24 protein-coding genes are annotated in these 23,433 nt (G+C 70.9%); 12 read left to right on the forward strand and 12 right to left on the reverse strand.

The window, feature by feature from the left end:
• Nucleotides 1–22: 22 nt before the first annotated feature.
• The 3 genes from GAS53_RS05710 to GAS53_RS05720 form a co-directional block, all read right to left on the reverse strand.
• Complete coding sequence (locus GAS53_RS05710) at nt 23–664, reverse strand: TetR/AcrR family transcriptional regulator (RefSeq protein ID WP_151476313.1); 642 nt, start codon at nt 662–664, stop codon at nt 23–25.
• 108 nt (nt 665–772) lie between these two features.
• The gene (locus GAS53_RS05715) at nt 773–2,836 is read right to left on the reverse strand and encodes a galactose-binding domain-containing protein (RefSeq protein ID WP_151476314.1); all 2,064 of its coding nucleotides are present in this window, start codon (nt 2,834–2,836) and stop codon (nt 773–775) included.
• A 310-nt stretch (nt 2,837–3,146) separates the two neighbouring features.
• The gene (locus GAS53_RS05720; RefSeq protein WP_151476315.1) at nt 3,147–3,737 is read right to left on the reverse strand and encodes a TetR/AcrR family transcriptional regulator; all 591 of its coding nucleotides are present in this window, start codon (nt 3,735–3,737) and stop codon (nt 3,147–3,149) included.
• An 84-nt stretch (nt 3,738–3,821) separates the two neighbouring features.
• Between GAS53_RS05720 and GAS53_RS05725 the strand changes: the two genes are divergently transcribed.
• The gene (locus GAS53_RS05725) at nt 3,822–4,835 is read left to right on the forward strand and encodes a saccharopine dehydrogenase family protein (RefSeq protein ID WP_151476316.1); all 1,014 of its coding nucleotides are present in this window, start codon (nt 3,822–3,824) and stop codon (nt 4,833–4,835) included.
• A 169-nt stretch (nt 4,836–5,004) separates the two neighbouring features.
• Here GAS53_RS05725 and GAS53_RS05730 read toward each other — a convergent pair whose 3' ends face one another.
• On the reverse strand, nt 5,005–5,553 hold the full coding sequence (locus tag GAS53_RS05730; RefSeq protein ID WP_151476317.1) for a HEAT repeat domain-containing protein: 549 nt from the start codon (nt 5,551–5,553) through the stop codon (nt 5,005–5,007).
• A 78-nt stretch (nt 5,554–5,631) separates the two neighbouring features.
• Nucleotides 5,632–5,844 carry a DUF4287 domain-containing protein gene (locus tag GAS53_RS05735; RefSeq protein ID WP_151476318.1) on the reverse strand — a complete coding sequence of 71 codons (213 nt, stop codon included), beginning with the start codon at nt 5,842–5,844 and terminating at the stop codon, nt 5,632–5,634.
• A 187-nt stretch (nt 5,845–6,031) separates the two neighbouring features.
• On the opposite strand from GAS53_RS05735, the gene GAS53_RS05740 reads away from it, so the two are divergent.
• On the forward strand, nt 6,032–6,829 hold the full coding sequence (locus GAS53_RS05740) for a VOC family protein (protein WP_151476319.1): 798 nt from the start codon (nt 6,032–6,034) through the stop codon (nt 6,827–6,829).
• Nucleotides 6,830–6,901: 72 nt separating this feature from the next.
• Here GAS53_RS05740 and GAS53_RS05745 read toward each other — a convergent pair whose 3' ends face one another.
• Nucleotides 6,902–7,711 (reverse strand): SAM-dependent methyltransferase, encoded by an 810-nt coding sequence (locus tag GAS53_RS05745; RefSeq protein WP_151476320.1) that lies wholly within the window; start codon nt 7,709–7,711, stop codon nt 6,902–6,904.
• 166 nt (nt 7,712–7,877) lie between these two features.
• Here GAS53_RS05745 and GAS53_RS05750 point away from each other — a divergent pair, with 166 nt between their 5' ends.
• Nucleotides 7,878–8,186, forward strand: coding sequence for a GNAT family N-acetyltransferase (locus GAS53_RS05750; RefSeq protein ID WP_151476321.1), 309 nt, complete (start codon nt 7,878–7,880; stop codon nt 8,184–8,186).
• Nucleotides 8,187–8,285: 99 nt separating this feature from the next.
• Here GAS53_RS05750 and GAS53_RS05755 read toward each other — a convergent pair whose 3' ends face one another.
• Nucleotides 8,286–8,993 carry an AAA family ATPase gene (locus GAS53_RS05755; protein ID WP_151476322.1) on the reverse strand — a complete coding sequence of 236 codons (708 nt, stop codon included), beginning with the start codon at nt 8,991–8,993 and terminating at the stop codon, nt 8,286–8,288.
• Between the two features lie 82 nt (nt 8,994–9,075).
• On the reverse strand, nt 9,076–9,456 hold the full coding sequence (locus tag GAS53_RS05760) for a DUF5997 family protein (protein WP_192582971.1): 381 nt from the start codon (nt 9,454–9,456) through the stop codon (nt 9,076–9,078).
• A 97-nt stretch (nt 9,457–9,553) separates the two neighbouring features.
• On the opposite strand from GAS53_RS05760, the gene GAS53_RS05765 reads away from it, so the two are divergent.
• On the forward strand, nt 9,554–10,315 hold the full coding sequence (locus GAS53_RS05765; RefSeq protein ID WP_151476324.1) for a LysR substrate-binding domain-containing protein: 762 nt from the start codon (nt 9,554–9,556) through the stop codon (nt 10,313–10,315).
• 87 nt (nt 10,316–10,402) lie between these two features.
• On the opposite strand, the gene GAS53_RS05770 is transcribed toward GAS53_RS05765, so the two are convergent.
• On the reverse strand, nt 10,403–11,623 hold the full coding sequence (locus GAS53_RS05770) for an acyl-CoA dehydrogenase family protein (RefSeq protein ID WP_151476325.1): 1,221 nt from the start codon (nt 11,621–11,623) through the stop codon (nt 10,403–10,405).
• 159 nt (nt 11,624–11,782) lie between these two features.
• On the opposite strand from GAS53_RS05770, the gene GAS53_RS05775 reads away from it, so the two are divergent.
• From GAS53_RS05775 to GAS53_RS05805, 7 genes are all read left to right on the forward strand, one after another.
• On the forward strand, nt 11,783–12,607 hold the full coding sequence (locus GAS53_RS05775) for an enoyl-CoA hydratase/isomerase family protein (protein ID WP_151476326.1): 825 nt from the start codon (nt 11,783–11,785) through the stop codon (nt 12,605–12,607).
• A gap of 92 nt (nt 12,608–12,699) precedes the next feature.
• Entirely contained in the window at nt 12,700–13,332 is a 633-nt protein-coding gene (locus tag GAS53_RS05780) for a hypothetical protein (protein ID WP_225858765.1), read from the forward strand.
• Nucleotides 13,329–15,902 carry a putative PEP-binding protein gene (locus tag GAS53_RS05785; protein WP_151476327.1) on the forward strand — a complete coding sequence of 858 codons (2,574 nt, stop codon included), beginning with the start codon at nt 13,329–13,331 and terminating at the stop codon, nt 15,900–15,902. The genes GAS53_RS05780 and GAS53_RS05785 overlap by 4 nt, the downstream gene beginning before the upstream one ends.
• A complete protein-coding gene (locus GAS53_RS05790; RefSeq protein ID WP_151476328.1) occupies nt 15,899–17,017 on the forward strand; it encodes an acyl-CoA dehydrogenase family protein in 1,119 nt (372 codons plus the stop codon). The genes GAS53_RS05785 and GAS53_RS05790 overlap by 4 nt, the downstream gene beginning before the upstream one ends.
• Before the next feature lie 55 nt (nt 17,018–17,072).
• Entirely contained in the window at nt 17,073–17,492 is a 420-nt protein-coding gene (locus GAS53_RS05795) for a Zn-ribbon domain-containing OB-fold protein (protein WP_151476329.1), read from the forward strand.
• Nucleotides 17,489–18,643 carry a thiolase family protein gene (locus tag GAS53_RS05800; protein ID WP_151476330.1) on the forward strand — a complete coding sequence of 385 codons (1,155 nt, stop codon included), beginning with the start codon at nt 17,489–17,491 and terminating at the stop codon, nt 18,641–18,643. Before GAS53_RS05795 ends, GAS53_RS05800 begins: the two co-directional genes overlap by 4 nt.
• Before the next feature lie 37 nt (nt 18,644–18,680).
• A complete protein-coding gene (locus GAS53_RS05805; protein WP_151476331.1) occupies nt 18,681–19,385 on the forward strand; it encodes an SDR family NAD(P)-dependent oxidoreductase in 705 nt (234 codons plus the stop codon).
• 6 nt (nt 19,386–19,391) lie between these two features.
• On the opposite strand, the gene GAS53_RS05810 is transcribed toward GAS53_RS05805, so the two are convergent.
• Nucleotides 19,392–20,048: a TetR/AcrR family transcriptional regulator gene (locus GAS53_RS05810; protein ID WP_151476332.1), complete on the reverse strand. Its 657-nt coding sequence runs from the start codon at nt 20,046–20,048 to the stop codon at nt 19,392–19,394.
• Between the two features lie 140 nt (nt 20,049–20,188).
• Here GAS53_RS05810 and GAS53_RS05815 point away from each other — a divergent pair, with 140 nt between their 5' ends.
• On the forward strand, nt 20,189–20,800 hold the full coding sequence (locus tag GAS53_RS05815) for a TetR/AcrR family transcriptional regulator (RefSeq protein ID WP_151476333.1): 612 nt from the start codon (nt 20,189–20,191) through the stop codon (nt 20,798–20,800).
• A gap of 16 nt (nt 20,801–20,816) precedes the next feature.
• Here the strand turns inward: GAS53_RS05815 and GAS53_RS05820 are convergent, their stop codons facing one another.
• On the reverse strand, nt 20,817–22,454 hold the full coding sequence (locus GAS53_RS05820) for a 2-oxo acid dehydrogenase subunit E2 (RefSeq protein ID WP_151476334.1): 1,638 nt from the start codon (nt 22,452–22,454) through the stop codon (nt 20,817–20,819).
• Nucleotides 22,405–23,430, reverse strand: coding sequence for an alpha-ketoacid dehydrogenase subunit beta (locus GAS53_RS05825; protein ID WP_151476335.1), 1,026 nt, complete (start codon nt 23,428–23,430; stop codon nt 22,405–22,407). The genes GAS53_RS05820 and GAS53_RS05825 overlap by 50 nt, the downstream gene beginning before the upstream one ends.
• Nucleotides 23,431–23,433 lie beyond the last annotated feature (3 nt).

A 23,433-nucleotide genomic window follows, 5' to 3' on the forward strand; every position in this document is an offset into this window, starting at 1 on the left:
GCTCCGCTGGCAGTGTGGTGCTTCAACCGCGGGTCCGTCGTGGCTGGTCGCGCAGTTCCCCGCGCCCCTTCGGGGCGCGGACGAGGCCGGCGACGTGGTCGGTGACCGTGTCGAGAATGTCCAGGCAGGCCGCGTCGTCGCCGAGAACGAGGAAGTTCAGCGTCAGCCCGTCGGTCATCGCGGCCAGGTAGCGTGCCAGGACGGGAACGGGTACGCGGAGTTCGAAGTCCATGCTGCGGCTGAGCTGTTCGATGAGTTCGCCGTAGGTGTCGCGGTACAGCTCGTACTGGCGTCGTGCCAGATGCTCGAACCCCGGCTGGCGCAGGGCGTATTGCGTCAGTTCGTATGTGAGCTTGTGCTCGCCGGGATGGGTCGTCACGTGGTCCCAGTAGGCCTGGAAGCCGGCTCCGATGGTCTCCTGCAGGGTGGTCTTCGGCCGGATCGCCTCCTTCACCACCTGGACGTAGTGATCGGTGATCGTTTCGATGACGGACTCGATCAAGGCCTGCTTGGAGTCGAAGCAGTAGTGGAAGACGCTCAGTGACACGCCCGCCTCGGCGGCGATGGACCGGGTCGTCGTCCTGGCGACACCGTCTCGGGTCATCGCCCGGATCGCCGCTTCGGTCAGCTGCCGGCGCCGCTCGGCCAACGGCATCCGCGCCATGTGGGTTCCCTCTGCTCTCGTGTCTCGCCGGGAAGGCGGCCGGGGCCCGCCGGATCACGAGAGCTGATCCGGCAGGCCCCGGCCTTCGCCACCATTGTCCCGGTGCCGTCAGCTGCCGTACACGCCGACTTCGCGAAGGGAGTATCCCCATTCGGTGCCCCGGTCCAGCCCTTGGATCCGCACGTAGCGGGCCGGTACGCCGGAGAACAGTGCCGTGTCCAGGCCGCCGTCGCCGGCGGTCGTGGACCATACGGACTGCCAGTTCGTGCCGTCGGTGGAGAGCTCGACGCGGTACGCCTTCCCGTAGGCGCGCTCCCAGTCGAGGGTGACCCGCTTGACCGTGCTCGTGGAGCCGAGGTCGAGCCGGAGCCACTGGTCGTCGCTCCAGTCGCTTGCCCAGCGGGTGCCCGTGTCGCCGTCCACGGCCCGGCCGGGGGCGTAGCTCGTGAACGGGTTCGACTCGGACGAACTGGCCGACACGGACGAGCCCTTGGCGAGGTTCACCCCGGCCTTGTGCTTCTCGGAGGCGCCCCAGGTGTCGAGATAGGACTCGGCGCCTCGGAAGAGATCGTCCACGACGTCCTGGCCGCCGACGAGCCGGATGTCCTCGATCCAGTCCGGGACGAGGCCGTAGTGGGCGGCGCCGTCGGTGTTCAGGTTCCAGGTGCGTTCCCCGGTCGTCTGCTTGTCGATGACCGAGCCGCCGTCGGTACTGCGGAAGGGGTACTTCACGGGGTTCGAGGTGTCCGCGCCGCGAGGGGCCGGCCAGCCGCCGACACCGTTCATGTCGGTGCCATAGCCGTAACCGACGCCGTACTTGTCGCGCAGCGCTTCGGTACGCTCCGCCTCCGCGCCGAACTCCTCGGATCCGTGCATGTACTGGGCGATGAAGCCGCCGAGTTTGTAGACCCGCTCGGTCCAGTTCAGGTCCATCCAGCTGTGCGAGGAGAGCACACCGGGGTATGACTCGGACTCGAAGATGTCGAGGACTCGGCCGGTGGCCTTGACGCTCATGTGGTCGATCTCGAGCATCATCTTGCGCTGCATCATGCCGCGCACGGCGTACTCGCCGAGCTCCGTGAGACCGCGCTTGTTGCACTGCGCGTCCGCGTTGTACGACGGGACCTCGACCCCCGCCGGCAGTTCCTCCTCCGCGCCAGGCGCCGACGCGCCCCCGATGGGGTTGTCGTGCTGCGGGCCGGTGCACTTCTCCGTCTGCCAGAAGGTGCCGGTCGACAGGAACTGGCCGACGTTGATCGCCGTACCGAGGCCGCCCTCGTCGAACCGGACCCCGCACAGCGCGTTGTCGAACTTGTGGCACAGGAACATGCTGCGCACACCCAGGTCGTACAACTCGTCCAGGCCGGCGTCGATGTCGTCCTTGTCGCACTGCGCGATGTCCAGGACCTGCTTGCAGCCGAACGGCTCGGACGTCTCGACGCCCAGCACGACGGCGAGCTTGCCCTGCTCGACGACCTGGCGGGCCTGGGCGCTGTCGGTGACGATCCTGAACCAGCCCTTGCCGGGGCCGCCGTACATCTCGTCGATGTAGTCCTGCATGTCGTACGTCAGCTTCGCCTGCAGACGGATGGAGGTCATCTCGTCGCAGCCGCGGTCCTTGAAGGGGTAGACCGAGCAGATCACGCCGTTGGTGACCAGGTCGTTGACGAGTACGCGCTGGCCGCCGCGCCAGGCCCGCTCCACCCAGGCGTAGTAGTTCTGCTGGTGGGTCATCGAGTCGTACGCGGGCCAGTCCTTGAACGTCGGCCAGCCGACCGGGTCGTGCTTGCCGTCACCGCCGTTGGTGATGAAGTCGAAGATCGCCAGCGAGCCGTCGGGATAGTGCTCGGGGCAGTCCTTGAGGGCATCGGCGATTCCGGCCTCGGAGAACGGCTTTCCGCAGATGAGCCGCCCGCCGAAGGCCTCATTGGCCATCAGATGGTTGTGCGCGTCGACGAATCCGCGCACTTCTCCCTGGGCGTTGGTCCCCTTGAACGGCTCGCCCGTGACATTGATCCGGGAGTCTGGCGCGGGCCGCGCGACCGGGTTCCACCAGTCCGTCCCGGCCGCGGAACTGGGCGTGGGACCGAGCGTCACGGCCATCACGAGGAGGAGCAACGACAGAACCGTGACGGGCCTGCGCCTGCGGTGCGGCGTTCGAGCCATGGTCATCACCCACGTCTTCGGTTGGCGGACGGCGCAGTGGATGAGCCAGACAGCCAGGGGGCGTGACGGACGTGCCCGGACCCCAAATGGTTGTCATGACTCGCACAAGCAGTGGGACGAGAATCGCGACTGCCGCATACAGAGTCAAGAGTCCGGGACAGATGACCTGATCGCCGGCACGGGGGCGGGGGCGGTGTCCGGCCGGTGGGTGACGGCGGCGACGGGGGCGTCGGTGTGGGTGAGCAGCCGCCAGGCCGGCCGAAGTCCTTGCATCACCAACTGCTCATCAAGCTCAGGGAGTTCTTCCCTTCGGCCCTTAGCGGTCGGTCCTGGTGTCGAGGCCGCCCACGATCAGGTCCGTCAGCGCGGTGACCGCGTCCTCGGCGGTTGCCCGCTCTCGGTTCAGCTCGGCGGCGATCGCCTCGGCCGCACCCAGCACGCCGACGCAGTGCAGCCGCAGGGCTTCGGGTGTGAGGCCGGAGTGCGGCAGCAGTGCGGCGGCCATCAGGTCCGTGTAGCTGTCGATCATCTCGTGCTGGATCGCCTCCATGTCGGGATTTCCCTTCAAGGCGGCGGAAACGGCGCTGAGTTCCGGCATGTCGGTTGCGCAGGCGAAGTATGCGGTGCTCATGACGCGGGCGACCTCGGCAGGGGCGGGTGCGGCATCCTGCACCGCCTGTGCGATCGCGACCCGGTGACGTTCGTCGAGTCGTCGGTAGAGCGCGAGCAGCAGGCCGGGGCGAGTGCCGAAGTGGTCGTAGACGATCGGCCTGCTCACGCCGGCCGCCTCCGCGAGGGTGACCAGGGTCAGACCGTCGGCGCCTTGGGCGCGCACGATCGCCACGGCGGTGTCGAGCAACTGCTCCCGCCTTGCCTGCTTGGACAGGCGGGTCGATGTGGTGGCCATTGTCCTCCCTTGCGCCGCTCCCCAGTCTAAGCTACAAAATGTAGGCTACAAAATGTAGCTTGGTGAACTTGGGAGGAACCCGCAGTGGAACAGTCGAAATCCGTACTGATCTTGGGTGGTTCGGGCCAGGCGGGCGCGGGGGCCGCCGCCGTCCTGCGCCGATGGCACCCGGCGCTGCCGCTGACGATCGCGGGCCGTGACATCGACCGCGCACAGCGGGTGGCCGACGAACTCGGCGCCGCGACGGCCGTGACCATCGATCTTCGGCGCGGCGATCTCGGTCTCCCGGCCGATCACGGCCACTCGGCGGTGGTCGCCGCGCTGTGGGACGACCGCCTGAACGGGCTGCGCTACGCGCAGCACCTCGGGGTGCCCTACCTCAGCATCTCCAGCGGCCTGGTGGATCTCGCACCGGAGCTCGTCGCGGGCGCCCAGCAGGCAGGCGCCGCGCCGATTTTGGAGGCGAGCCACTTCTGCGCCGGTGTCGCCGTCCTCGCGGCACTGCACTGGGCCCGGGAGTTCGACCGGATCGACACCATCCGGATCGGTGCCGTACTGGACGAACTGGACATCGGTGGCCCCGCGGGAATCGCGGATCTGGAGCGGTGGGCCACCGTCACCTCGGCGGGATTGGTGCGCCGTGACGGCGTCTTCACCTGGATCAGCGGCCCTGACGCGCAGACAGAGGTGACCAGTTCCGACGGCACTGTCCTGCCGGGGCGGAGCATCCCCATCCTCGACATACCGAGCCTCGCCCTCGGGACGGGCGCGCCGAACGTCCGCTTCGACTTGGCCGTCGGTGAATCCGCGGGCCGACGCCGCGGCGAGCCCGCGTCCGTCGAGCTCCGGATCGACCTCGAAGGAGCGGATCCAGCGGGCGCACCGCTCAGCACCAGTCGTTACCTCGTCCACCCGGCCGGGCAACGCCCGTTGACCGCACTCGGCATCGCCCTCGGTGTCGAACGGCTGCTCGGTCTGCGCGGCGAGGCCGTCTCGCCGGGCCTCCACACCCCTGAGTCAGTGCTCGACCCGGCCTACGCGGTCGAGCGGATGGCGGAGATCGGCGCCGCCTTCGTCGGCGCCCCCGGCGACAGCTGAACGCCCTGCCGAGACGCCCTGCCGAGCCGACCGTAATGCCCTGTTCCCCAGATTGAGCCGCCTGATCCGGGCCACGAGCGGCCGTGGCGCGCGACCGCAGCCGATGGCGCGCGGGTCGTGTCGTGTCGTGTGCTCCCTGGTCCCTCGACCGTCCCTGAGGACGCCGCAGTCAGCGGGGCCTGCGGGCCGGTCGCGGCGCGGTCCGGCGGTGGATGGATCCTCCCGGTGCGTACCAGCCGGCCTTCTTCCGGACAGCCGGTGACGGGTCGTTGTCACGGGCCCGGACCAGGGCGTCGGCGGCCTCCTCGTGCGTGTGCACCGAGAGTCCGACGAGTTCGGCGGCGAAGTTCCGCACATGGGCATCGGGGTCCTGGCTCAGCAACCGGATCCCCCGGGGCAGCACCACGGCCTGGTCGGGACGGCAGGAGTCGCTCTTGCACCGGTCGCAGGCCAGAGCGTGGATGGCGGCCACCCGCACGCGTGGGCTGGGATCGTCGAGCATGGCGATCAGATCGCCCAGCGCCTCCGTCACGAGCAGGTGGTCCAGCAGCTTGCAGCACTGCTCCCGTACGAGATCCTGGGGGTGCGCCAGGCCTCGCCGGATGGCGGGCACGGCGTCGGATCCGAGCCGCAGCAGCTCACGAAAGGCCGCGGGCCGCCGCGGCTCACTGCCCAGCGCGTGCACCAGAGCCTCTTCGCGCGTCTCCGTAGCCGGCATGACGCCTCCTCGTCTGCGTTCCTCGACGAGTCTGCGCGCGCCTTTTCAGCGCCTGCAACGCATTTTGTCCCCGGCCGATCACTTGCCGCTGTCCTCCGCGAGCGTGTGCGCGACGAGGGCGTTGGCATGGCCGTGCCCGAGGCCGTGCTCGGCCTTGAGCCAGGACACGAGCTCCATGTGCCTGGTGAGGGGCGAGGAGCGGATGAGGTCCTTCCACTCGGCTATGGGACGGCCGTACTTCTTCTCGATCGAGGGAAAGTAGCTCGCGGGCCCCTTCACGGTCTCACTCATGGCGGCATCCCATCTTCTGGTCTTCTGCTCCGGGCGGTGTCGCGGTCTTTGACCGGCGGAGGAGCGGAACATCATCGACGTACGAAAGTGAACTGCGTCACTTGTCTCGTCGCATTCGCCGCGCGCGTCGGCCGACGGCTGGCTAGCGTGAAAGGCCAGAGCCTTCAAAGACGAGGGAGTCAGAGCCATGGCCGTACAACCTGAGGGAACGCCGTGCTGGGCCGACGCGATGTTCAGCGATCTCGAAGGTGCGAAGAGCTTCTACGGTGACGTGCTGGGGTGGACATTCGCCGAGGCGTCGACGGAGTTCGGGAACTACACGGAGGCGTACGCGAACGGCAAGGCGGTGGCCGCCGTCGTACCGCCGATGCCCGGTGCGGAGGACCAGTCGGCCTGGTGCCTGTACTTCGCGTCGCCGGACGCCGCCGCCACCGCCAAGAAGATCCGTGACAACGGCGGCGAAGTCCTGATGGAGCCGATGAAGATCGGCGACTTCGGCACCATGCTGCTGGCCCGCGAACCCAGCGGCGCCGTCTTCGGCGTGTGGCAGGCGGGCGGCCACGAGGGCTTCGAGGTGACGGCCGTGCCCGGGGCGTACTGCTGGGCGGAGGTCTTCACCAGGGAGCCGGAGAAGGCCGATACGTTCTTCTCGGCCGTCTTCCCCTACCGGATGCAGCAAATGCAGGACGACGCAATCGACTTCAGGCTCTTCAACCTCGGCGAGGAGACGGTCCTGGGTCGCATGAAGATGACGGACGAGTTCCCGCCCGAAGTGCCGTCCTACATCAACGTCTACTTCACGGTCGACGACTGCGACGCGGCCGTGGCGAAGGCGACCGAACGCGGCGCGATCCTTCGGTTCGGCCCGATGACCAGCCCCTTCGGCCGGTTCGCGGCCCTCAGCGACCCCCAGGGCGCGTTGTTCTCCCTGATCGACGTCACCACGACCGAGGGCGAGATGCCGAAGGCGCTCGACGTGACCTGAGTACGGACAGCAGCCGTCGGAGCGCGCGGAGCGGACGGAACGCCGGCCCCGCGCGGCTGACGGCCTGCCGAGTTACGGCTTGCGGCCCACTGCGCCGTAGGCGTCGACCACCGAACCGGCGGAGTCCGGACGCCACTGGGTGACCTGCACGACGCCCGGATCGACCAGATCCAGCCCCTCGAAGAACCCGGCGATCTCCTCGATGCCGCGTACGTAGTACGGGACGGCACCACTGGAGTTGTACGCCTCCGAGGCCGCGATCATGCCCTCGCTGGTGGCGGTGCTGTCGCTGATCACCAGGTAACTGCCGGACGGCAGACCGGACATGAGGCGCGAGACCAGGTCGCGGGCCTGGTCGTAGTCGGCGACATGACCGAGCGTGTTGAGGATCATCAGGGCGACGGGCCGGGAGAGGTCCAACGTGTGCCCGGCGGCCTTGAGGACGGCCTCGGGTTCGTACAGGTTGGCGTCGAGGTACGCCGTCTCGCCCTCGGGCGTGCTGGTGAGCAGGGCGCGGGCGTGCGCGAGGACCAGCGGGTCGTTGTCGACGTACACGATGCGGGCGTCCGGTGCCACGCGCTGGGCGACCTCGTGCGTGTTGTCGGCGGTCGGCAGGCCGGTGCCGATGTCGAGGAACTGCCGGATGCCCTGTTCGCCCGCAAGGTGCCGGACCGCGCGTCCGAGGAAGTGACGGCTCGTGCGCGCCACATCGACCAGGCCGGGGAAGATCTCCTTGATGTGGTCCCCGATCTCGCGGTCCACCTCGTAGTGGTCCTTGCCGCCCACGAAGTAGTTCCAGAAACGCGCGGAGTGCGGCTTGTCCGTGTCGATCCGGGCCCGTATCTCGGCAGCAGCGGCGAGTTGGGATTCCTGGTCTGTCACGAGAGCGCCTCCTGCGGATCGTTGTTCGGCAATCGAACGCCAACCTAGTCGAACGATCTGCCCGCGCGCCCGTGACCTGAGGGGCAAGTCGGGCGCACGGTACGGGTTCTGGCCACGGCGGGATAGTCTCGTGCCCGGCTCAGCGGGATGGCGTCCAGGAGGAGACATGGCGATCGAGGTGAGCGACGCACCCGAGGCGCGCCGCTACGAGGCGCGGATCGACGGAGCGTCCACGGTCGCCGGTTTCGCGGACTACATCCGCACGGCGGAACTGATCGCGTTCGTCCACACCGAGGTGAGCCCGGAGTTCGAGGGCAAGGGCGTCGGGTCCGCGCTGGTCCGCGTCTCCCTGGACGAGGCGCGCGAGGCGGGACTGCGGGTGCTCCCTACGTGCTCCTTCTACGCAGGCTGGATCGCCCGCCATCCCGAGTACGGAGACCTGCTGTACCAGGCGCGCAGCCAGGTCAGCGACTGAACCCGCCGGGCGGGGCAGCCGGCCGACGGGCCCGCTGTCCGTGGTGGGTTGACTCAAGGCCTGCGGTGGTGTTCGGCAGAAGACGCTCGCGGGGCGTCCTCAGCCCAGGATGTGCCGGAGGTAGGCGTGCGGGTCGGCGAGGTAGCGGCGCCAGTGGTCGACCAGGGCCAGCTCCTGCCAGGCCACCCGGCGCAGGCCGTGGTCGCCGACCTCGATGATGTCCGCGCCCGGCAGCGCGGTCAGCAGGGGAGAGTGGGTGGCGCAGATGACCTGGGCGCCCTGCTTCGCCAACTGGTCGAGATGGCCGAGCAGTTCGAGACAGGAGGCGAACGAGAGTGCCGCCTCCGGCTCGTCCAGCACATACAGCCCGGGCTGGAGGAACTTCCCTCGGAACGCGGCGAGAAAGCCCTCGCCATGACTGACCGAATGAGGCGCGAGCCCTTCCCGGTCCAGCGCGTCGAACGCCGTCTCCGCCCGCAGGAAGAACCCCTTGCGGGCCGACCAACTGCCGAGCATGCGCCGCCCGCGCTCCGCCGCGTCGAAACGGATCCGCTCGCCAAGCACCGACTTGGCGCGGGGGCTCGCGTACCGCCAGTCGTGCGAGCCGCCCCAGGAGTCGAGACCGAACCCCTCCGCGAGCGCCTCGACCAGTGTCGACTTGCCCGAACCGTTCTCACCGACGATGAAGGTCACCGGTGCGGAGAACCGCACCCCGTCCGCCAACAGCCCGCGCACACAGGGCACGGACCAGGGCCACTCACTCTCGTCGTACGAAGCCACGTGTGCGTACGCGCGTTCGATGATCACGGGTCGAGTCTTCCACAGGGTGGCTTCGACGCCGGGGCCGTTGTCGCTTCGTGGAGCTCAGGAACGCGGGCCGCGGGCCTGCTCAGGCACGTTCTGTATTCTTTTCCTTGATGCGTGCCGCTTCCTTGCGGACCTCGGCCTGGGTGGCGCGTTCCTTCCGCAGCCACGCGGGAAGCTCCTGCTTCAACGCCTCGATCTGCTCCGTGGTGAGCGGGTCCGTGACTCCGCCGCGCGCGAGCCCCGCGATGGAGACGCCCAGCTTCGCCGCGACCACCGGCCGGGGGTGCGGGCCGTTGAGTCGCAGCTCCCGCAGCCACTCCGGCGGGTCGGCCTGCAGCGCGTTCAGCTCGGCGCGTGAGACGACGCCCTCCTGGAACTCGGCGGGGGTGGCCTCGAGGTACACACCCAGCTTCTTCGCCGCGGTGGCGGGCTTCATTGTCTGGGTGTTCTGGTGCGACGTCATGCTGTCAAGGGTATCGAGCATGTGAACTACCGCTGACCACGACCGCTGACCACGACCGCTGAGCACCGCCGTCGACCACGACCGGTAACCTGGCCAGGTGACAGGCTCGGAAGATTCCCCTTCGTTCCGGCTCGCGTATGTCCCGGGAGTGACGCCCAGCAAGTGGGTGCGGATCTGGAACGAGCGGCTGCCCGACGTCCCCCTGACCCTCCATGCGGTGTCCGCCGCCGAGGCCTTCGACGTGCTGCGGGGCGGCGACGCCGACGCCGGTTTCGTACGGCTGCCGGTCGACCGTACGGACCTCAGCGCGATCCCCCTCTACACCGAGACGACCGTGGTCGTGGTCCCGAACGACCACGTCGTGGCGGCGGTCGACGAGGTGACCGCCGAAGATCTGGCGGACGACATCGTGCTGCACCCCCTCGACGACACCCTCGACTGGGAGCTCCTGCCGGGCCGCCCCGCGATCGAGCGGCCCGCGACGACGGCCGACGCGATCGAGCTGGTGGCGGCGGGGGTGGGGCTGCTCGTCGTCCCCCAGTCACTCGCGCGCCTCCACCACCGCAAGGACCTCACGTACCGGACGGTCACCGACGCCCCCGAGTCGCGCGTCGCCCTGTCCTGGCCGGAGGACAGGACGACGGATCTGGTGGAGGACTTAATCGGTATCGTCCGCGGCCGGACCGTCAACAGCTCACGGGGCCGCTCTCCGTCCCCGGCCCAGCCGAAGAGCAAACGCCCCGACAAAGGCACCACGCCTCGGAAGCCCGCCACCGGAAAGGCAACCGGCAAGAGCCCCCGGGGCGGCTCCGGCGGCCCCAAGGGAGCCAAGCGCGGCAAACCTCGCCGCCGCTCGTAGCCGCCTGCGCCGACCTGGTGGTGGGTGTGGCGGCTGAGCAGTGCGGCCGGGCGGGCCCAGGACGGTGCAGGCAGCGGGCCGCCCCCGTCACGAGCCGGCGGCGGCCTCCGGGCGGGGGAGCCGATAGGGCTTCACCGCCCGGCGCGCGATCGCGAACCGATGCGTCTCCGACGGACCGTCGTAGATCCGGAACGGCCGCACCTCCCTGAGCAGGCGCGCCAGTGGCGCGTCGGTGGCTGAAATGCCGAGGGCTCCGCAGATCTGCACCGCCCGGTCGACCACCCGGTTCACCGCCTCCGCCACGAAGGTCTTGGACACCGACGTGAGCTGCGAGGCGGCGGCCGAGCCGGTGTCCAGTTCCCAGGCGGTGCGCAGGATCAGGGCGCGGCTCGCCTCGATGTCGATCTCGGAGTCGGCCAGCATCTGCTGCACCATGCCGAGGTCTCCCAGGACCGAGCCGAACGCCCTCCGGCTGCCCGCCCGCTCCAGTGCGACGTCCTGGGCGCGACGGGCGGCCCCCAGCCAGCGCATGCAGTGGGTCATCCGGGCGGGGCCCAGCCGGACCTGGGCGTTCTCGAAGCCGCGGTCCACGGCACCGAGCACCCGGTCCTCGCCCACCACGCACTCCTCGAAGGCGAGTTCGCTGTGTCCGGCGAAGAGCCCCTCGTCCAGGGTCTCGATGTCCCGGACGACACGCATGCCCGGGGTGCCGGCGTCGACCAGGAACATGGTCGCGCCGCCAGGGTCGCCGGGGCTGCCGGAAGTGCGGGCCATGACGATCGCGAAGGCGGCGCCATGGGCTCCGCTGATGAACCACTTGCGCCCGTCGATGCGCCATCCGCCGGGGACCCGGGTCGCGGTGGTCCGCAGGGAGCGGGGGTCGGCGCCTGCTCCCGGAGCCGGTTCGGTCATCGCGAAGCAGGACCGCACCTCGCCGGCGGCGAGCGGCCCAAGGAAGCGGGCCTGCTGCTCCTCCGTGGCCACCTTCTCCAGCAGATGCATGTTGCCCTCGTCCGGGGCGGCGCAGTTCAGCGCAAGCGGGCCCAGCAGCGAGTACCCGGCGGCCTCGAACACCACCGCCTGACCGCGCAGGTCGAGCCCGTGCCCGCCCCACCGCGTCGGCACATGCGGCGCGAACACACCTGCCTCACGGGCACCTTTCTGCAGAGTTTCGCGCAGGCTCTCCGGAGCGTCGTGCACGGACCCGCCGCACTCGCGCTCGGCCGGGATGACCACCTCGCGTACGAACTCCGCGGTGGCCGCGGCGAGTCGGGCGACAGGCGGATCGACATCGAACTGGATGGGCACGGTTCCTCCCGCCGAAGGGCTCCGGGCATCGGCGCCCGTCGCGTCCTAGAAACTGTACAACGTCTTCAGTATCTTGCTGAGTGGCGCTTCACGCTGAAGGGCGCTTGAACCGAGGAGCACTCGACACCGAGCGGCCCTCGGCGACGGAAGAAGATCCCTATGAGCACCCAGCCGGTCCGAGTCGTCCGCCACCCCGACGGAGTCGTCGAGTTGCGGCTGGAGGATCCCGGACGGAGCAACGCCCTGGACCTCCCGACGGCCGAGGCGCTGCGCGACGCGACCGCCGAGGTGGCCGCCGATCCGGGCGGCGGGGTCCTGCTCCGGGCGGCCGGCGCCAACTTCTGCGTGGGCGGTGATCTGCGCGCTTTCGCCGGCCGAGGTGAGGAGACAAGCGCCTATGTGCACGCCGTGGCAACCGCGGCGCACGCGGCGGTGCTGGCCCTGTACGGGCTGCCCGTGCCCGTGGTGACCGCCGTGCGCGGCGCGGCAGCGGGCGGCGGGATCGGGCTCGCGCTGGTCGGCGACATCGTCCTGGCCGCACGGTCGGCGCGTTTTCGCCTGGCCTACACGGCGATGGGGCTCACCCCGGACTGCGGGGCCACCTGGCTCCTGCCACGCCTGGTGGGCCCCCGTCTGGCGACGGACCTGGTGCTCACCAACCGGGTCCTCACGGGCGACGACGCCGAGCGGTTCGGCCTGGTCTCCCGGACTGTCGAGGACGACGAAGTGGACGAGGCCGCGTACCGGACCTCCGCCGAACTGGCAGGCGGGGCAGGCGAGGCGCTGCGCGCCGCGAAGCGCCTGCTGCGTGACGGCGCCGGGGCGGGGCTGAGCCGTCACCTCGCCGAGGAGGCGCGGCTGATCGCCGGCCTGGCGGGGAGCGGCGAGGCGCAGGCGCGGATGACGTCGTTCCTGGCCCCACGGGTGCGTGCCGGGGTGGGCGGCGGCGCATCCACGCCAAGCAGTCCGGAAAGTGTTTCTTGATTACCTCTTCACTAACCAAGCCGCCTGAGCGTAACCTCCGGGCAACACAGAACTGATGAACCGGGCGACAGCACCGGGGAAAAGGTGTGGCGATGCAATCTGCTGCCGTGGGCCGTACGGACGCTCTCGACGAGACCCTCACCGAAGCGGTTGTCGACCTCGTTCTGCGTGGGATGTGGCGCGGCAGGCCCGAGGCCGACCACCGGCCCCTGGTCGACGCCGGGCTGGCCATGGTGAAGGGCCCGATGGTGCTGCCGACCGAGCGCGCCAAGGCGGCCGCCGCGCAGCTCCTGCGGATCTCCGCGGGTTCTGAGCAGGAGCAGCGGATCACCGCGGCCTACGAGGCCTTCCTGCCGGTCAACAGGAAGATCCGTGAGGTGTGCACGGCGTGGCAGTGCCGCCCCGACGGCACCGCCAACGACCACACCGACAGCGTCTACGACGCCGAGGTGCGCGAGTCGCTGGAGGACGTGCACGAGGCCATCCAGCCCGTGCTGCGCAGGCTCGAACCAGTGCTCGCGGGCAGTGGGCGATACATCACGGCCCTGGACGAGGCCCTCGACCGCTTTGACGACGGCGCGGTGCAGTGGCTGGCCTCGCCGCTGTGCGACTCGTACCACACGGTGTGGATGCGGCTGCACCAGGAGCTGCTGCTCGTGCTGGGCATCAGCCGGGCGCAGGACGAGGCACTCGAAGAGGAACTGGTCCGAAGGAGCCGGGGTTGAGCATCACCGACCGCCACTCCGGCATACCCGCACAGACGCACGCCCCCAGCCACGCCCTGGTGCCCTACGGCCAGGGACGGATCCGGGGGCTGGACGCCGGTGAACTGGGCACGCACGGCATCGCCATGGACCGGCTGGTGGCCCTCGGGCTCCCGGTGGTGCCCGGACTGACGGTGCCGGCAGGCTCGGCCGCGTCGCTGTGCGAGCCGGGTACCGCCCGCACCGCCCTGGAACTCGTGGAGCAGCTGTCGGGACGGCGGATCGGTGACCGGAGCAGGCCGCTGCTGCTGCGTCTGTCGGCGAGCGCGTCGACCGAGGTCGCCGGGCTGCCGCCGGAACTCGCCTGCATCGGTATCACCCCGGCCGACGCCGATGGCCTCCGTGCCGTCATCGGCCGCGACGAGGTGCTGTACGAGGTATGGGCGGCCACCGTCCGCATGATCGCCGAGTACGCCCTTGACGTGCCCGCACCGGAGCTCGACGACGCATCGCTCGACGCCCCTGATGCCAGGGCTCGCGTCGACGCACTGCTGTCGACGGTCGCCCGGCACGCCGAGCGGCCGTACCCGGACGACCCGGCCGAGCAGCTCGCGCTGGCTGCTCGGGCGGTGCTGGGGCGGTGGGCCTCACCCCGGGCCAGGCGATCCCGCAAAGCCCAGCGGCTCCCCGCGGAGCTGGGCATCGCACTGCATGTCCAGGCCGTGCGCATCGGGCCATGGGACCACTCCGGCTTCGGCACGGCGGTCAGCCGGCACCCCGACAGCGGCCGCTTCTCGCCGCAGGGCTCCTTCTTCCGGGGCGTACGCCGCAGCGCGCCGCCCCCGCGCACGGGCGAGCCGCTGGAGAAGCTGGGCGGGAGTACCGCGCTGCTCGAGCACTCGCTGCTCACCCTCGAACGTCATCTGCACGCCCCGGTCACCGTCGACTTCGAGGTGCGCGACGGCGAGATCTCGCTGCTGGCCGCCTCGGCGCAGAGCCGCCCGCCGCTCCGTGCGGCGGTGTGCCTCGCCGCGGACCTGGCCGGGGACGGCGCGCTCGACCGGGATGAGGCCGTACGCCGGATCAGCCCCGCTCAGGTGCAGGAACTGCTGCACCCCCAGCTCCGGCTGACCGGCGGCGAGCAGCTCCTGGTGAAAGGGCTGCCCGCCTCCCCGGGGGCGGCGACCGGCGCGATCGTCCTGTCCAGCGAACGGGCCCTCGAACTGGCCGCGGACGGCACGGATGTCGTGCTCGTGGCGCATGAGACGACTCCGGGTGACGTCCCCGGCATGCTGGCCGCCGTCGCCGTACTGACCGGCAGCGGCGGCATCGCCTCACACGCCGCGGTGGTGGCGCGCGGTGCGGGCAAACCCGCCGTGTGCGGCGCCGAAGGACTGCGTGCCGACCGGGCCGCCGGCACCGTACGGATCGGCGACCGGGTGCTGCGCGAGGGCGATCCCGTCTCGCTGGACGGCCGTACCGGAGCCGTCTACGCGGGGACGCTGAGCGTCAGCGTCGCCGGACCGCCACCCGAACTGTCCACCCTGCTGGAGTGGGCGGACGGCATGCGCCGGCTGGGCGTGCGGGCCAACGCCGACACCGCCGCCGAGGTGAGCACCGCCATTGCCCTGGGCGCGGCGGGTGTCGGGCTGTGCCGTACGGAGCACCAGTTCCTCGGCGACCGGCTGCCGCTGATCCGCCGGGTGATCCTGGCCGCCGACGCCGCGGCCCGGGACGAGGCGCTGCTGGCACTGGAACAGGCCCAGCACGAGGACTTCAAGGCCCTGCTGACCGCGGTCGGCAACCGGCCGGTGACCGTACGCCTGCTGGACGCCCCGCTGCACGAGTTCCTGCCCGCCGCCGGGGAGGCGCAGGACGCCGCCGAGGAGCAGCGGGCCGCCGCACTGCGCGAGGCGAATCCGATGCTCGGTCTGCGCGGCGTGCGCCTGGCCCTGCTGCACGAGCGGCTCTACCCGGCGCAGGCCGAGGCGCTCTTCACCGCCTGGGCCGATGTCGCCGCCACCGGAGTCCGGCCCGAGCTCGAGGTGATGATCCCGCTCGTCAGCCTGCCGGAGGAACTGGCCGCCGCGGCCGCGTACGTACGGGGCGCCGCCGAGGCGGTCGCCGCCCGCACCGGCGTGGAGGTCCCGTACCGGCTCGGCACGATGATCGAGACACCGCGGGCCGCGCTGCTGGCCGGCGAACTCGCCGAACACGCCGAGTTCTTCTCCTTCGGCACCAACGACCTCACCCAGCTCACCTACGGATTCTCCCGGGACGACGTCGAGCGCCAGGTCCTCGCCTCGTACCAGGAACGCGGGTTCCTCACGGCCAGCCCGTTCGCCCGGCTCGATCCGCACGGGGTGGGCGCGCTGATCGCCCTGGCGGTGGAGCGGGCACGGAGCGTACGCCCCGACATCAAGCTGGGCGTGTGCGGTGAGCACGGCGGGGATCCGGAGTCGATCGCCTTCTGCGACGGCCTGGGCCTCGACTACGTCTCCTGCTCCGCGCACCGCGTGCCGGTCGCCCGGATGGCGGCCGCGCACAGTGCCCTGAGCGAGCGGCGTCACGACAGCGGGAGCGCACGATGACGAGCACTGCGACCGACGGCACGGCGCTGTCCGACGCCGAACTGGACGACCTCCGCGAGACCGTACGGTCGGTGTGCGCCGATGCCGGCGGCACCGCCGCGGTGCGGCGGCTGGCCGAGCAATCGCCGGGTATCGACGCCGAGTTGTGGGACACCCTCGGCCGGCAGGTCGGCCTCGCGGCCCTCGGGCTGCCCGAGGCGGCCGGAGGCATCGGCGGCCTCGCCGAGATCGCCGCGGTCTGCGAGGAACTGGGCCGGACGCTGTCGCCCGTACCGCTCCTGTCCTCCACTGTGCTGGCCGGGCAGGTACTGGCCGGCTGCGGCACGGCCGACGAGGCCCTGGCGGAGCTGGCCGAGGGCAGGGTGCACGCCCTGGCGGTGGCGGCGCCCGACGGAGCGTGGCGGCCGGACGCCGTGCCGGTGGCCGTGACCTGGCGGGGCGGCGTCCCGCACCTCGACGGCACCGCTCCCTTCGTACTGGACGGCGCCGACGCCGAAGGCCTGGTCGTCGCCGCTGCCGGGGCCGACGGCCTGGACCTCTTCCTCGCCGACCCGCGCGAGCCGGGGGTGACCGTCCGCCGGGTGCCCACCCTGGACCTCAGCCGCGGACAGGCGGTCGTCTCCTTCTCCGGCGCCCGTGCCCGGCCCCTGACCGCCGGGGGCGAGGGGGCGGACATCGTGAGCCGCGCCCTGGACGTGGCCCTGGTCGCCCTGGCAGCCGAGCAACTCGGCGGCGCACAGGCCGCGTTGGACATGACGGTGGCCCATGTACGGGACCGCACGCAGTTCGGCAGGGCCATCGGGGGCTTCCAGGCGGTCAAACACACCTGTGCCGAGATGCTGCTCCAGGTCGAGGCCGCGCGGTCGGCGGTGGTGCGCGCGGTCCGGGCGGCCGATTCGCCCGAGACGCTGGCCGAAGCGGCGGCGGTGGCCCAGGCGTGGTGCGGCGAGGCGTTCGTGTTCGTGGCCGCCGAGTGCGTTCAATTGCACGGCGGCATGGGCTTCACGTGGGAGCACGACGCACACCTCTACTTCCGGCGTGCCCAGTCCGACGCCGTCCTGCTGGGCGGCGCCGCGCACCACCGGGAACGGCTGGCCGGGCTGCTCGGCTGGTGACTTCGCCCGCGGTCACAGCACCGCGGGACGACCGTGCAGAAGAGGGCAGGACGGCATGATCACCAGACTCATCGACGAGGGCCTGTTCGAGAGCGTGGTTCCACCGCGCCTCACCGGCGCGCGCTGCTCCGGGTGCGCCACCGTGGTCTTCCCCCGGCAGGACTCGTGCCCCAAGTGCTCGGACGGAGCCATGTCCGCGCATGTGCTGCCGGTGAGCGGACGCGTGTGGTCGTGGACGCTGCAGGCGTTCGCGCCCAAGCCGCCGTACCGGCCGCCGAACGGTGGCTACCGGCCCTACCACGTGGGCTATGTCGACCTCGGCGAGGTGCTGGTCGAGGCACGGCTGGAGGTTCCCCGCGCCGAGATACGGATCGGGCTTCCGGTCCGGCTCACCACGGTGCCCGCGTACCACGACGAGGACGGAACCGAGGTGCTGACCTTCGCGTTCCGCCCGGACGGGGAAGGGGAGCGATGAGCCGCAGCGACGAGGTCTATGTCGTCGGCTGCGGCATGCATCCCTTCGGCCGCGACGACACCGTCACCGGAATGGACATGGCCGCGCGGGCCGTGCGCGAGGCACTGGCCGACGCCGGTGTCGCCTGGGAGGACATCGGTTACGCGGCGGGCGGCTCCGACGTGTCCGGCAAGCCCGACACGCTGGTGGGCCGGCTGGGCCTGACCGGTGTGCCGTTCGTCAACTTGCAGAACGGCTGCGCGACCGGCGCTTCGACGGTGCTCGCGGTGGCCAACGCACTGCGTGCGGGCGAGGCCTCGCTCGGGCTGGCCGTGGGCTTCGACAAGCACGAGCGGGGCGCTTTCCACGTCTCCGCGGCCCGCTACGGACTGCCCGACTGGTACGCCGAGACCGGCATGATGCTGACCACCCAGTTCTTCGCGCTGAAGACCCAGCGGTACCTGTACGAGCACGGGATCTCCGAGCGGGCACTGGCGAGGGTGGCCGCGCGGGCCTTCCGCAACGGTTCCCAACACCCCCTGGCATGGCGGCGCAAGGAGCTGACGGAACAGGAGATCCTCGACTCCGCCGAGGTCAGCCCGCCCCTCACCCAGTACATGTTCTGCTCGCCGGGGCAGGGAGCGGTGGCGCTGGTCCTTGCGCTCGGCGACCGTGCCTTCGACCTGTGCGAACGGCCGGTCAAGCTGGCCGCGCTGGCCTTCCGGACCCGAGGGTTCGGCTCGTTCGAGGTGTTCTCGCCCTGGCTGCCGCCCGGACCCCACCGCAGCCCGAGTGTCGACGCCGCGCAGGCGGCCTTCCGCACCGCGGGTCTGCGGCCCGCGGACGTACAGGTCGCCCAGTTGCAGGACACCGACAGCGGCTCGGAACTGATCCATCTGGCGGAGACCGGACTGTGCGGCGACGGCGAGCAGGAGGAACTGCTGGCCGGTGGGGACACCGACCCCACGGGCCGGATCCCGGTCAACACCGACGGCGGCTGCCTGGCCGGCGGCGAGCCCGTCGGCGCCTCGGGACTGCGCCAGTTCCACGAGGTCGTACGGCAGTTGCAGGGCCGGGCACCGGGAGCGCAGGTGCCGGGCGCTCCCCGGGTCGGCTTCACCCATGTGTACGGAGCACCCGGGATCAGCGCCTGCTCGGTGCTGACGGTCTGACATCGGTGCCGACGGTCTGAAAGGCGGCGGGCACACCATGCAGCACAGCGACAGAACCGCACTCGTCACCGGCGGTGCGCGCGGAATCGGCCTGGAGATATGCCGACAGCTCGCGGACCAGGGGCTGCGGGTCCTGGTCGGGGCACGAAGACTCGAGGCGGCCGAGGAGGCCTGCCGCGCCATCGGTCCGGCGGCGCTGCCGCTGGCCCTGGACGTGGCCTCCGCGAAGAGCGTCACCGAAGCGGTCCGGGAGGCCGGGCAGCTGACCGGCGGGATCGACGTCCTGGTGAACAACGCGGGAGTGTCCCTGGACGGCGAGCTACGGCCCCCGTACTTCGACGAGGAGACCCTGCGCACGACCCTGGACACGAACCTCACGGGTGCCTGGCGCCTGGCGGAAGCCGTCGTGCCGGGCATGGTGGAGGCCGGCTACGGACGGGTGGTCAACGTCACCAGCTCGTACGGTTCGTTCGCGCTGATGGACTCCGGCCGCCACCCGGCCTACCGGATCTCCAAGACCGCCCTCAACGCCCTGACCCGTATGCTCGCGGCCGAACTGGCGGGCACCGGCGTCCTGGTCAACGCCGCCGACCCGGGCTGGACGCGCAGCGGCATGGGCGGCCCGTCCGCGCCGCGGGGTCCGGAGGCCGGCGCGGACACCACGGTCTGGCTGGCGACCCTTCCCGAGGGCGACGGGACGACGGGCGGGCTGTTCGCCGAACGCAAGCCACTGCCCTGGTGAACCGCCTCAGGCGGATGCGGTGGTCGGCTTCTGTTCAGCGGCGACGATACGCAGCGACAGGGCCCTGACCGCTTCCTGTACGGACCGGGAGGGCAGCTGGGACAGCGGCCCGCCCTCCGCCCGCAACGCGGTGACGAGGATGGTCGTACTGATCAGCGTGCGGACCGCGAGCGCCTGCGCCGCATGCCGTGACTTGGCCGCCCGGGGACTGCGGGTGCTGCCCTCCGGCAGATAGTCGTAGGCCCGCTGGATGTGCCGCTGCTCGAACTCGTCCCGCAGCGCCTTGACATTGCCGTTGGCCGAGGCGATCTGTACCTGGTACAGCCGGGCCTCTTCCGGGTTCTTCTCCACCCAGTCCCACACCGCGTCGATGACCCGCAGCAGACCCTCCGGGCTACCCGGCTCGGACTCCGGCCGGGCCGCCTCCACCACCGCGTTCAGCTGGTCGAAGACCCGTCGCATGGCGAGTTCGAGCAGCTCCTCTTTGCCGTCGAAGTGGTAGTAGACGGCCGTGGGCACCACCTGGGCCTCGTCCGCGATGTCCTGGATGCTGGTCTCAGCGAATCCGTTGCGCCCGAACACGCGCACGGCGGCGGTGATGATGTGCTGCCGTCGCGAGGGTCGGTGGGCGGGCTGCTTGCCGTTCTGCGCTGTGGCCATCATGCTCCCCTGGCGGCTGGCGTGAACCCGCTTCTGTGGGCCCTGTCACTGACCATGCTATCCAGTAACTCTGCCAGGTCGACGCCGTAATTCCTGCTACGTGTGTGCAGTCGGAGCACGTGGGTCCCGGCATACTTGACACCATGACGACATCCGGAGCCCGCGCCGCGCACCGTCCTTCGCGCAAGCAGTGGGTGATCGAAGCGGCCACGGAGCTGTTCGCCACCCAGTCGCCGGACGAGGTGACGGTGGCCGACATCGCCGCTCGTGCGGAGATGACCTCGGCAGCGGTGTACTACCACTTCTCCTCCAAGGACCAGGTCCTGGTGGAGGGCATGCGGGTGTTCGCCGCCGCGCTGCGCGAACACCTGCAGGCGCTCACGGAGGCCCACCCGTCCGGTGCGGAGATCGGTCCTGCCATCACCACGCTGGTGGCCTGGCTGGGCGAGCAGCGGTCCGCCGCCACCGTGTTCTTCGTGTCCTCGGCCGGCATGAGCCAGGAGGCGGAGGCGCTGCGCCAGGAGAGCCGGACGCAGTTGCTGGAGGAACTGGTGCGGCTGATCCGCAAGGCCCGTGAGCCGCTCTCCGACGCGGAGGCGGCGGTGATCGCTCTGGGTCTGCTGGCGCTGCTGGAGACCGCGGCGATCTCGCAGGTCCGCGGGGACGACGTCTACCGCTCGCTCGGACACCGCTCCTTCGTCCGCGAGGTCGGCCGCCTCGCCGAGCAGATCGCCGACCCGGCGACGGCCGAATAGTCCTGCCACCGAGAGATCAGACCAGCAGCCGTAGTGGCTTGCGCAGCAGGTCACCGACCGTGCGCAGATACTCGGCCGCGGGTGCCCCGTCGACGGCACGGTGGTCGAAGGTGAGGCTCAGGGTGAGCACCTGCGTCCGCAGCGGCCGGTCATCCACCCACTCGACACCGTCCCTGAGCCGGCCCACGCCGAGGATGGCGACATTGCCGGGGTTGATCACGGGGGTGAAGAAGTCGACGCCGTATCCGCCCAGTGAGGTGACGGTGAAGGTGGCCCCTTCCAGCTGGGCCGGGGAGATCCGCCCCTCGCGCGCGGACTCGGCCAGGGCCCTCGAACGGCGGGCGATCTCGGGCAGCGGCAGCACCACCGCGTCCTCGATCACCGGGACCATCAGGCCGCCCGGAACGGCCACCGCGAATCCGAGGTGGATGTCGCCGAGCAGGTGGATGCCGTCCTCGCGCACCGTCGCGTTGAGCAGCGGGTGCTCGCGCAGGGCCAGCGCGGCGGCCTTCAACAGGAAGTCGTTGAGGCTGGGCACCGGCAGGTCGCTGTCTGCCCATTCCTCCTTGAGCTTGGACCGCAAGGACACCACGGCGTCCATCCGCACCTCGTAACCGTGCGTCAGCTGCGCCATCTCCTGGAGGCTGGCGTGCATCCGGCGGGCGATGGTGCCGCGCATCCCGGTGAGCGGGATGACATCCCCCGCCTGAGGAACGGTGCCCGGGCGGCGAGCCGGGCGGGCGGCTGCCGGTTCGGGCGTCCCGTTGACGGCGTCGAGGTCGGATCTGCGGATCCGGCCGCCCGCACCGGTGGCCCGTACCTCGGAGAGGTCGATGCCCCGCTCCTTCGCCAGCCGGCGGACCAGCGGTGAGACGGGGACGACGGAGTCGACGGGCAGGACAGAGGGGGCCGGTGCCACTGGGGAGGGCTCCGGTGCCTGCGGCGAGGCGGCAGCGGCGGCGAGGAAGTCCTCCACGTCCTCCGAGACGATCCGGCCGCCGGGTCCGGTGCCGCGTACGACGGTGAGATCGACACCGGCCTCGGCCGCCACGCGTCGGGCGTTGGGGGAGGCCAGGAGTCGGCCACCGCGACCGACGGAGCCCGCGCTGCCATTGAGGGCGGGCGCCGCGGAGCCGGCGCCGCCGTTACCGGACGGTGCCGTGCCCGCGCCGTTGCCCTTGGCTGTCGGGGCTGCGGAAGTCCCGGTGCCGTCGAATGCCGACGCCAGGGAGACGGCGGCCACGGCCACGGGCTCCGCGGCCGTACCACTGGACCCGGACCCGGACCCGGACCCGGACCCGGATCTGGACCCGGCCCCGGATTCGGCAGGCTTCGGCGCACCCCCCGGCTCCGGCGGCCGCTCTCCCTCCGCCAGCAGCCAGCCGATGAGCGCCCCGGCGGGGACCGTGGTCCCGGCCTGGACCACGGGGTGGAACAATCCACCGGCCTCCGCCTCGACGTCCACGTCGACCTTGTCGGTGGCCAGCCGGAGCAGGGCGTCGCCCTCGGAGACAGCGGTGCCGGTGGGCACGAGCCACTCGTCGATCGTGCCTTCCTGCATGGTCAGGCCGATCTTCGGCAGCAGAACCTCGACCGCCACGGCGTCACGACCTTTCGAGGAGACGGCGGCACCCTTGCGCGATGCGGGCGCCATCGGGGACGTACGCCTTCTCCAGCACAGGGGAGAACGGCACGGGGGAGAAGGGGGCGCCGATGCGCAGGACCGGCGCGTCCAGGTAGTCGAAGGCCGCGTCCTGGATCTGGGCGGCGATCTCCCCGCCGAGCCCGCCGAAGGTGACGGCCTCGTGCACCACGAGGACCCGGTTGGTACGGCGGACGGAGGCGATCATGGTCTCGGTGTCCAGGGGCTGGACGGTGCGGGGGTCGATCACCTCGATCTCGATGCCCTCCGCAGCGAGTTCCTCGGCCGCCGCCAGTGCCTCGCCCACCATGCGGCCGAGCGCGATGACGGTGACGTCGGAGCCCTGGCGCGCGGTGTGGGCCTGGCCGAGCGGGATGCCGTAGATCGGCTCGGGCACCTGGCTCTTGCTGCCCAGCAGGACCTTGTTGAGCATGACGACGACCGGGTTGTCGTCCCTGATCGCCGAGACGGTCAGGCCCTTGGCGGTGTACGCGTCGCACGGCATGACGACCTTGAGGCCGGGCACATGCGCGAGCCAGGCCTCCAGGCTCTGGCTGTGCTGGGCGGCGGCTCCGAGCCCCGCGCCGGAGGCGGTGGTGATGGTGAGCGGCACCGAGAGGGCGCCGCCGAACATGTACTTCATCTTGGCGGCCTGGTTGACGATCTGGTCCAGGCAGACGCCGATGAAGTCCATGAACATCAGGTCGACGACGGGACGCAGACCCCGGGCCGCGGCGCCCACGCCGAGGCCGACCAGGGCGGCCTCGGAGATCGGGGTGTCGATCATCCGTCGGGGGCCGAACTCGTCGAGCAGGTTGTCGAACATCCGGAACACGCCGCCGTATCCGGCGACGTCCTCGCCGGCGACGAAGACGTTCTCGTCTTCCCGCATGGCCTGCGCGAGTCCTTCGTTGAACGCTTTGACGTAGGTCAGTTTCCGCGCCGTGGCGTCCGGGGCGGCGGCGGGTGCTTCGGTGATGGTGGTCATGGC

It is taken from the genome of Streptomyces albicerus (assembly GCF_008905045.1).
GTDB lineage: Bacteria > Actinomycetota > Actinomycetes > Streptomycetales > Streptomycetaceae > Streptomyces > Streptomyces albicerus.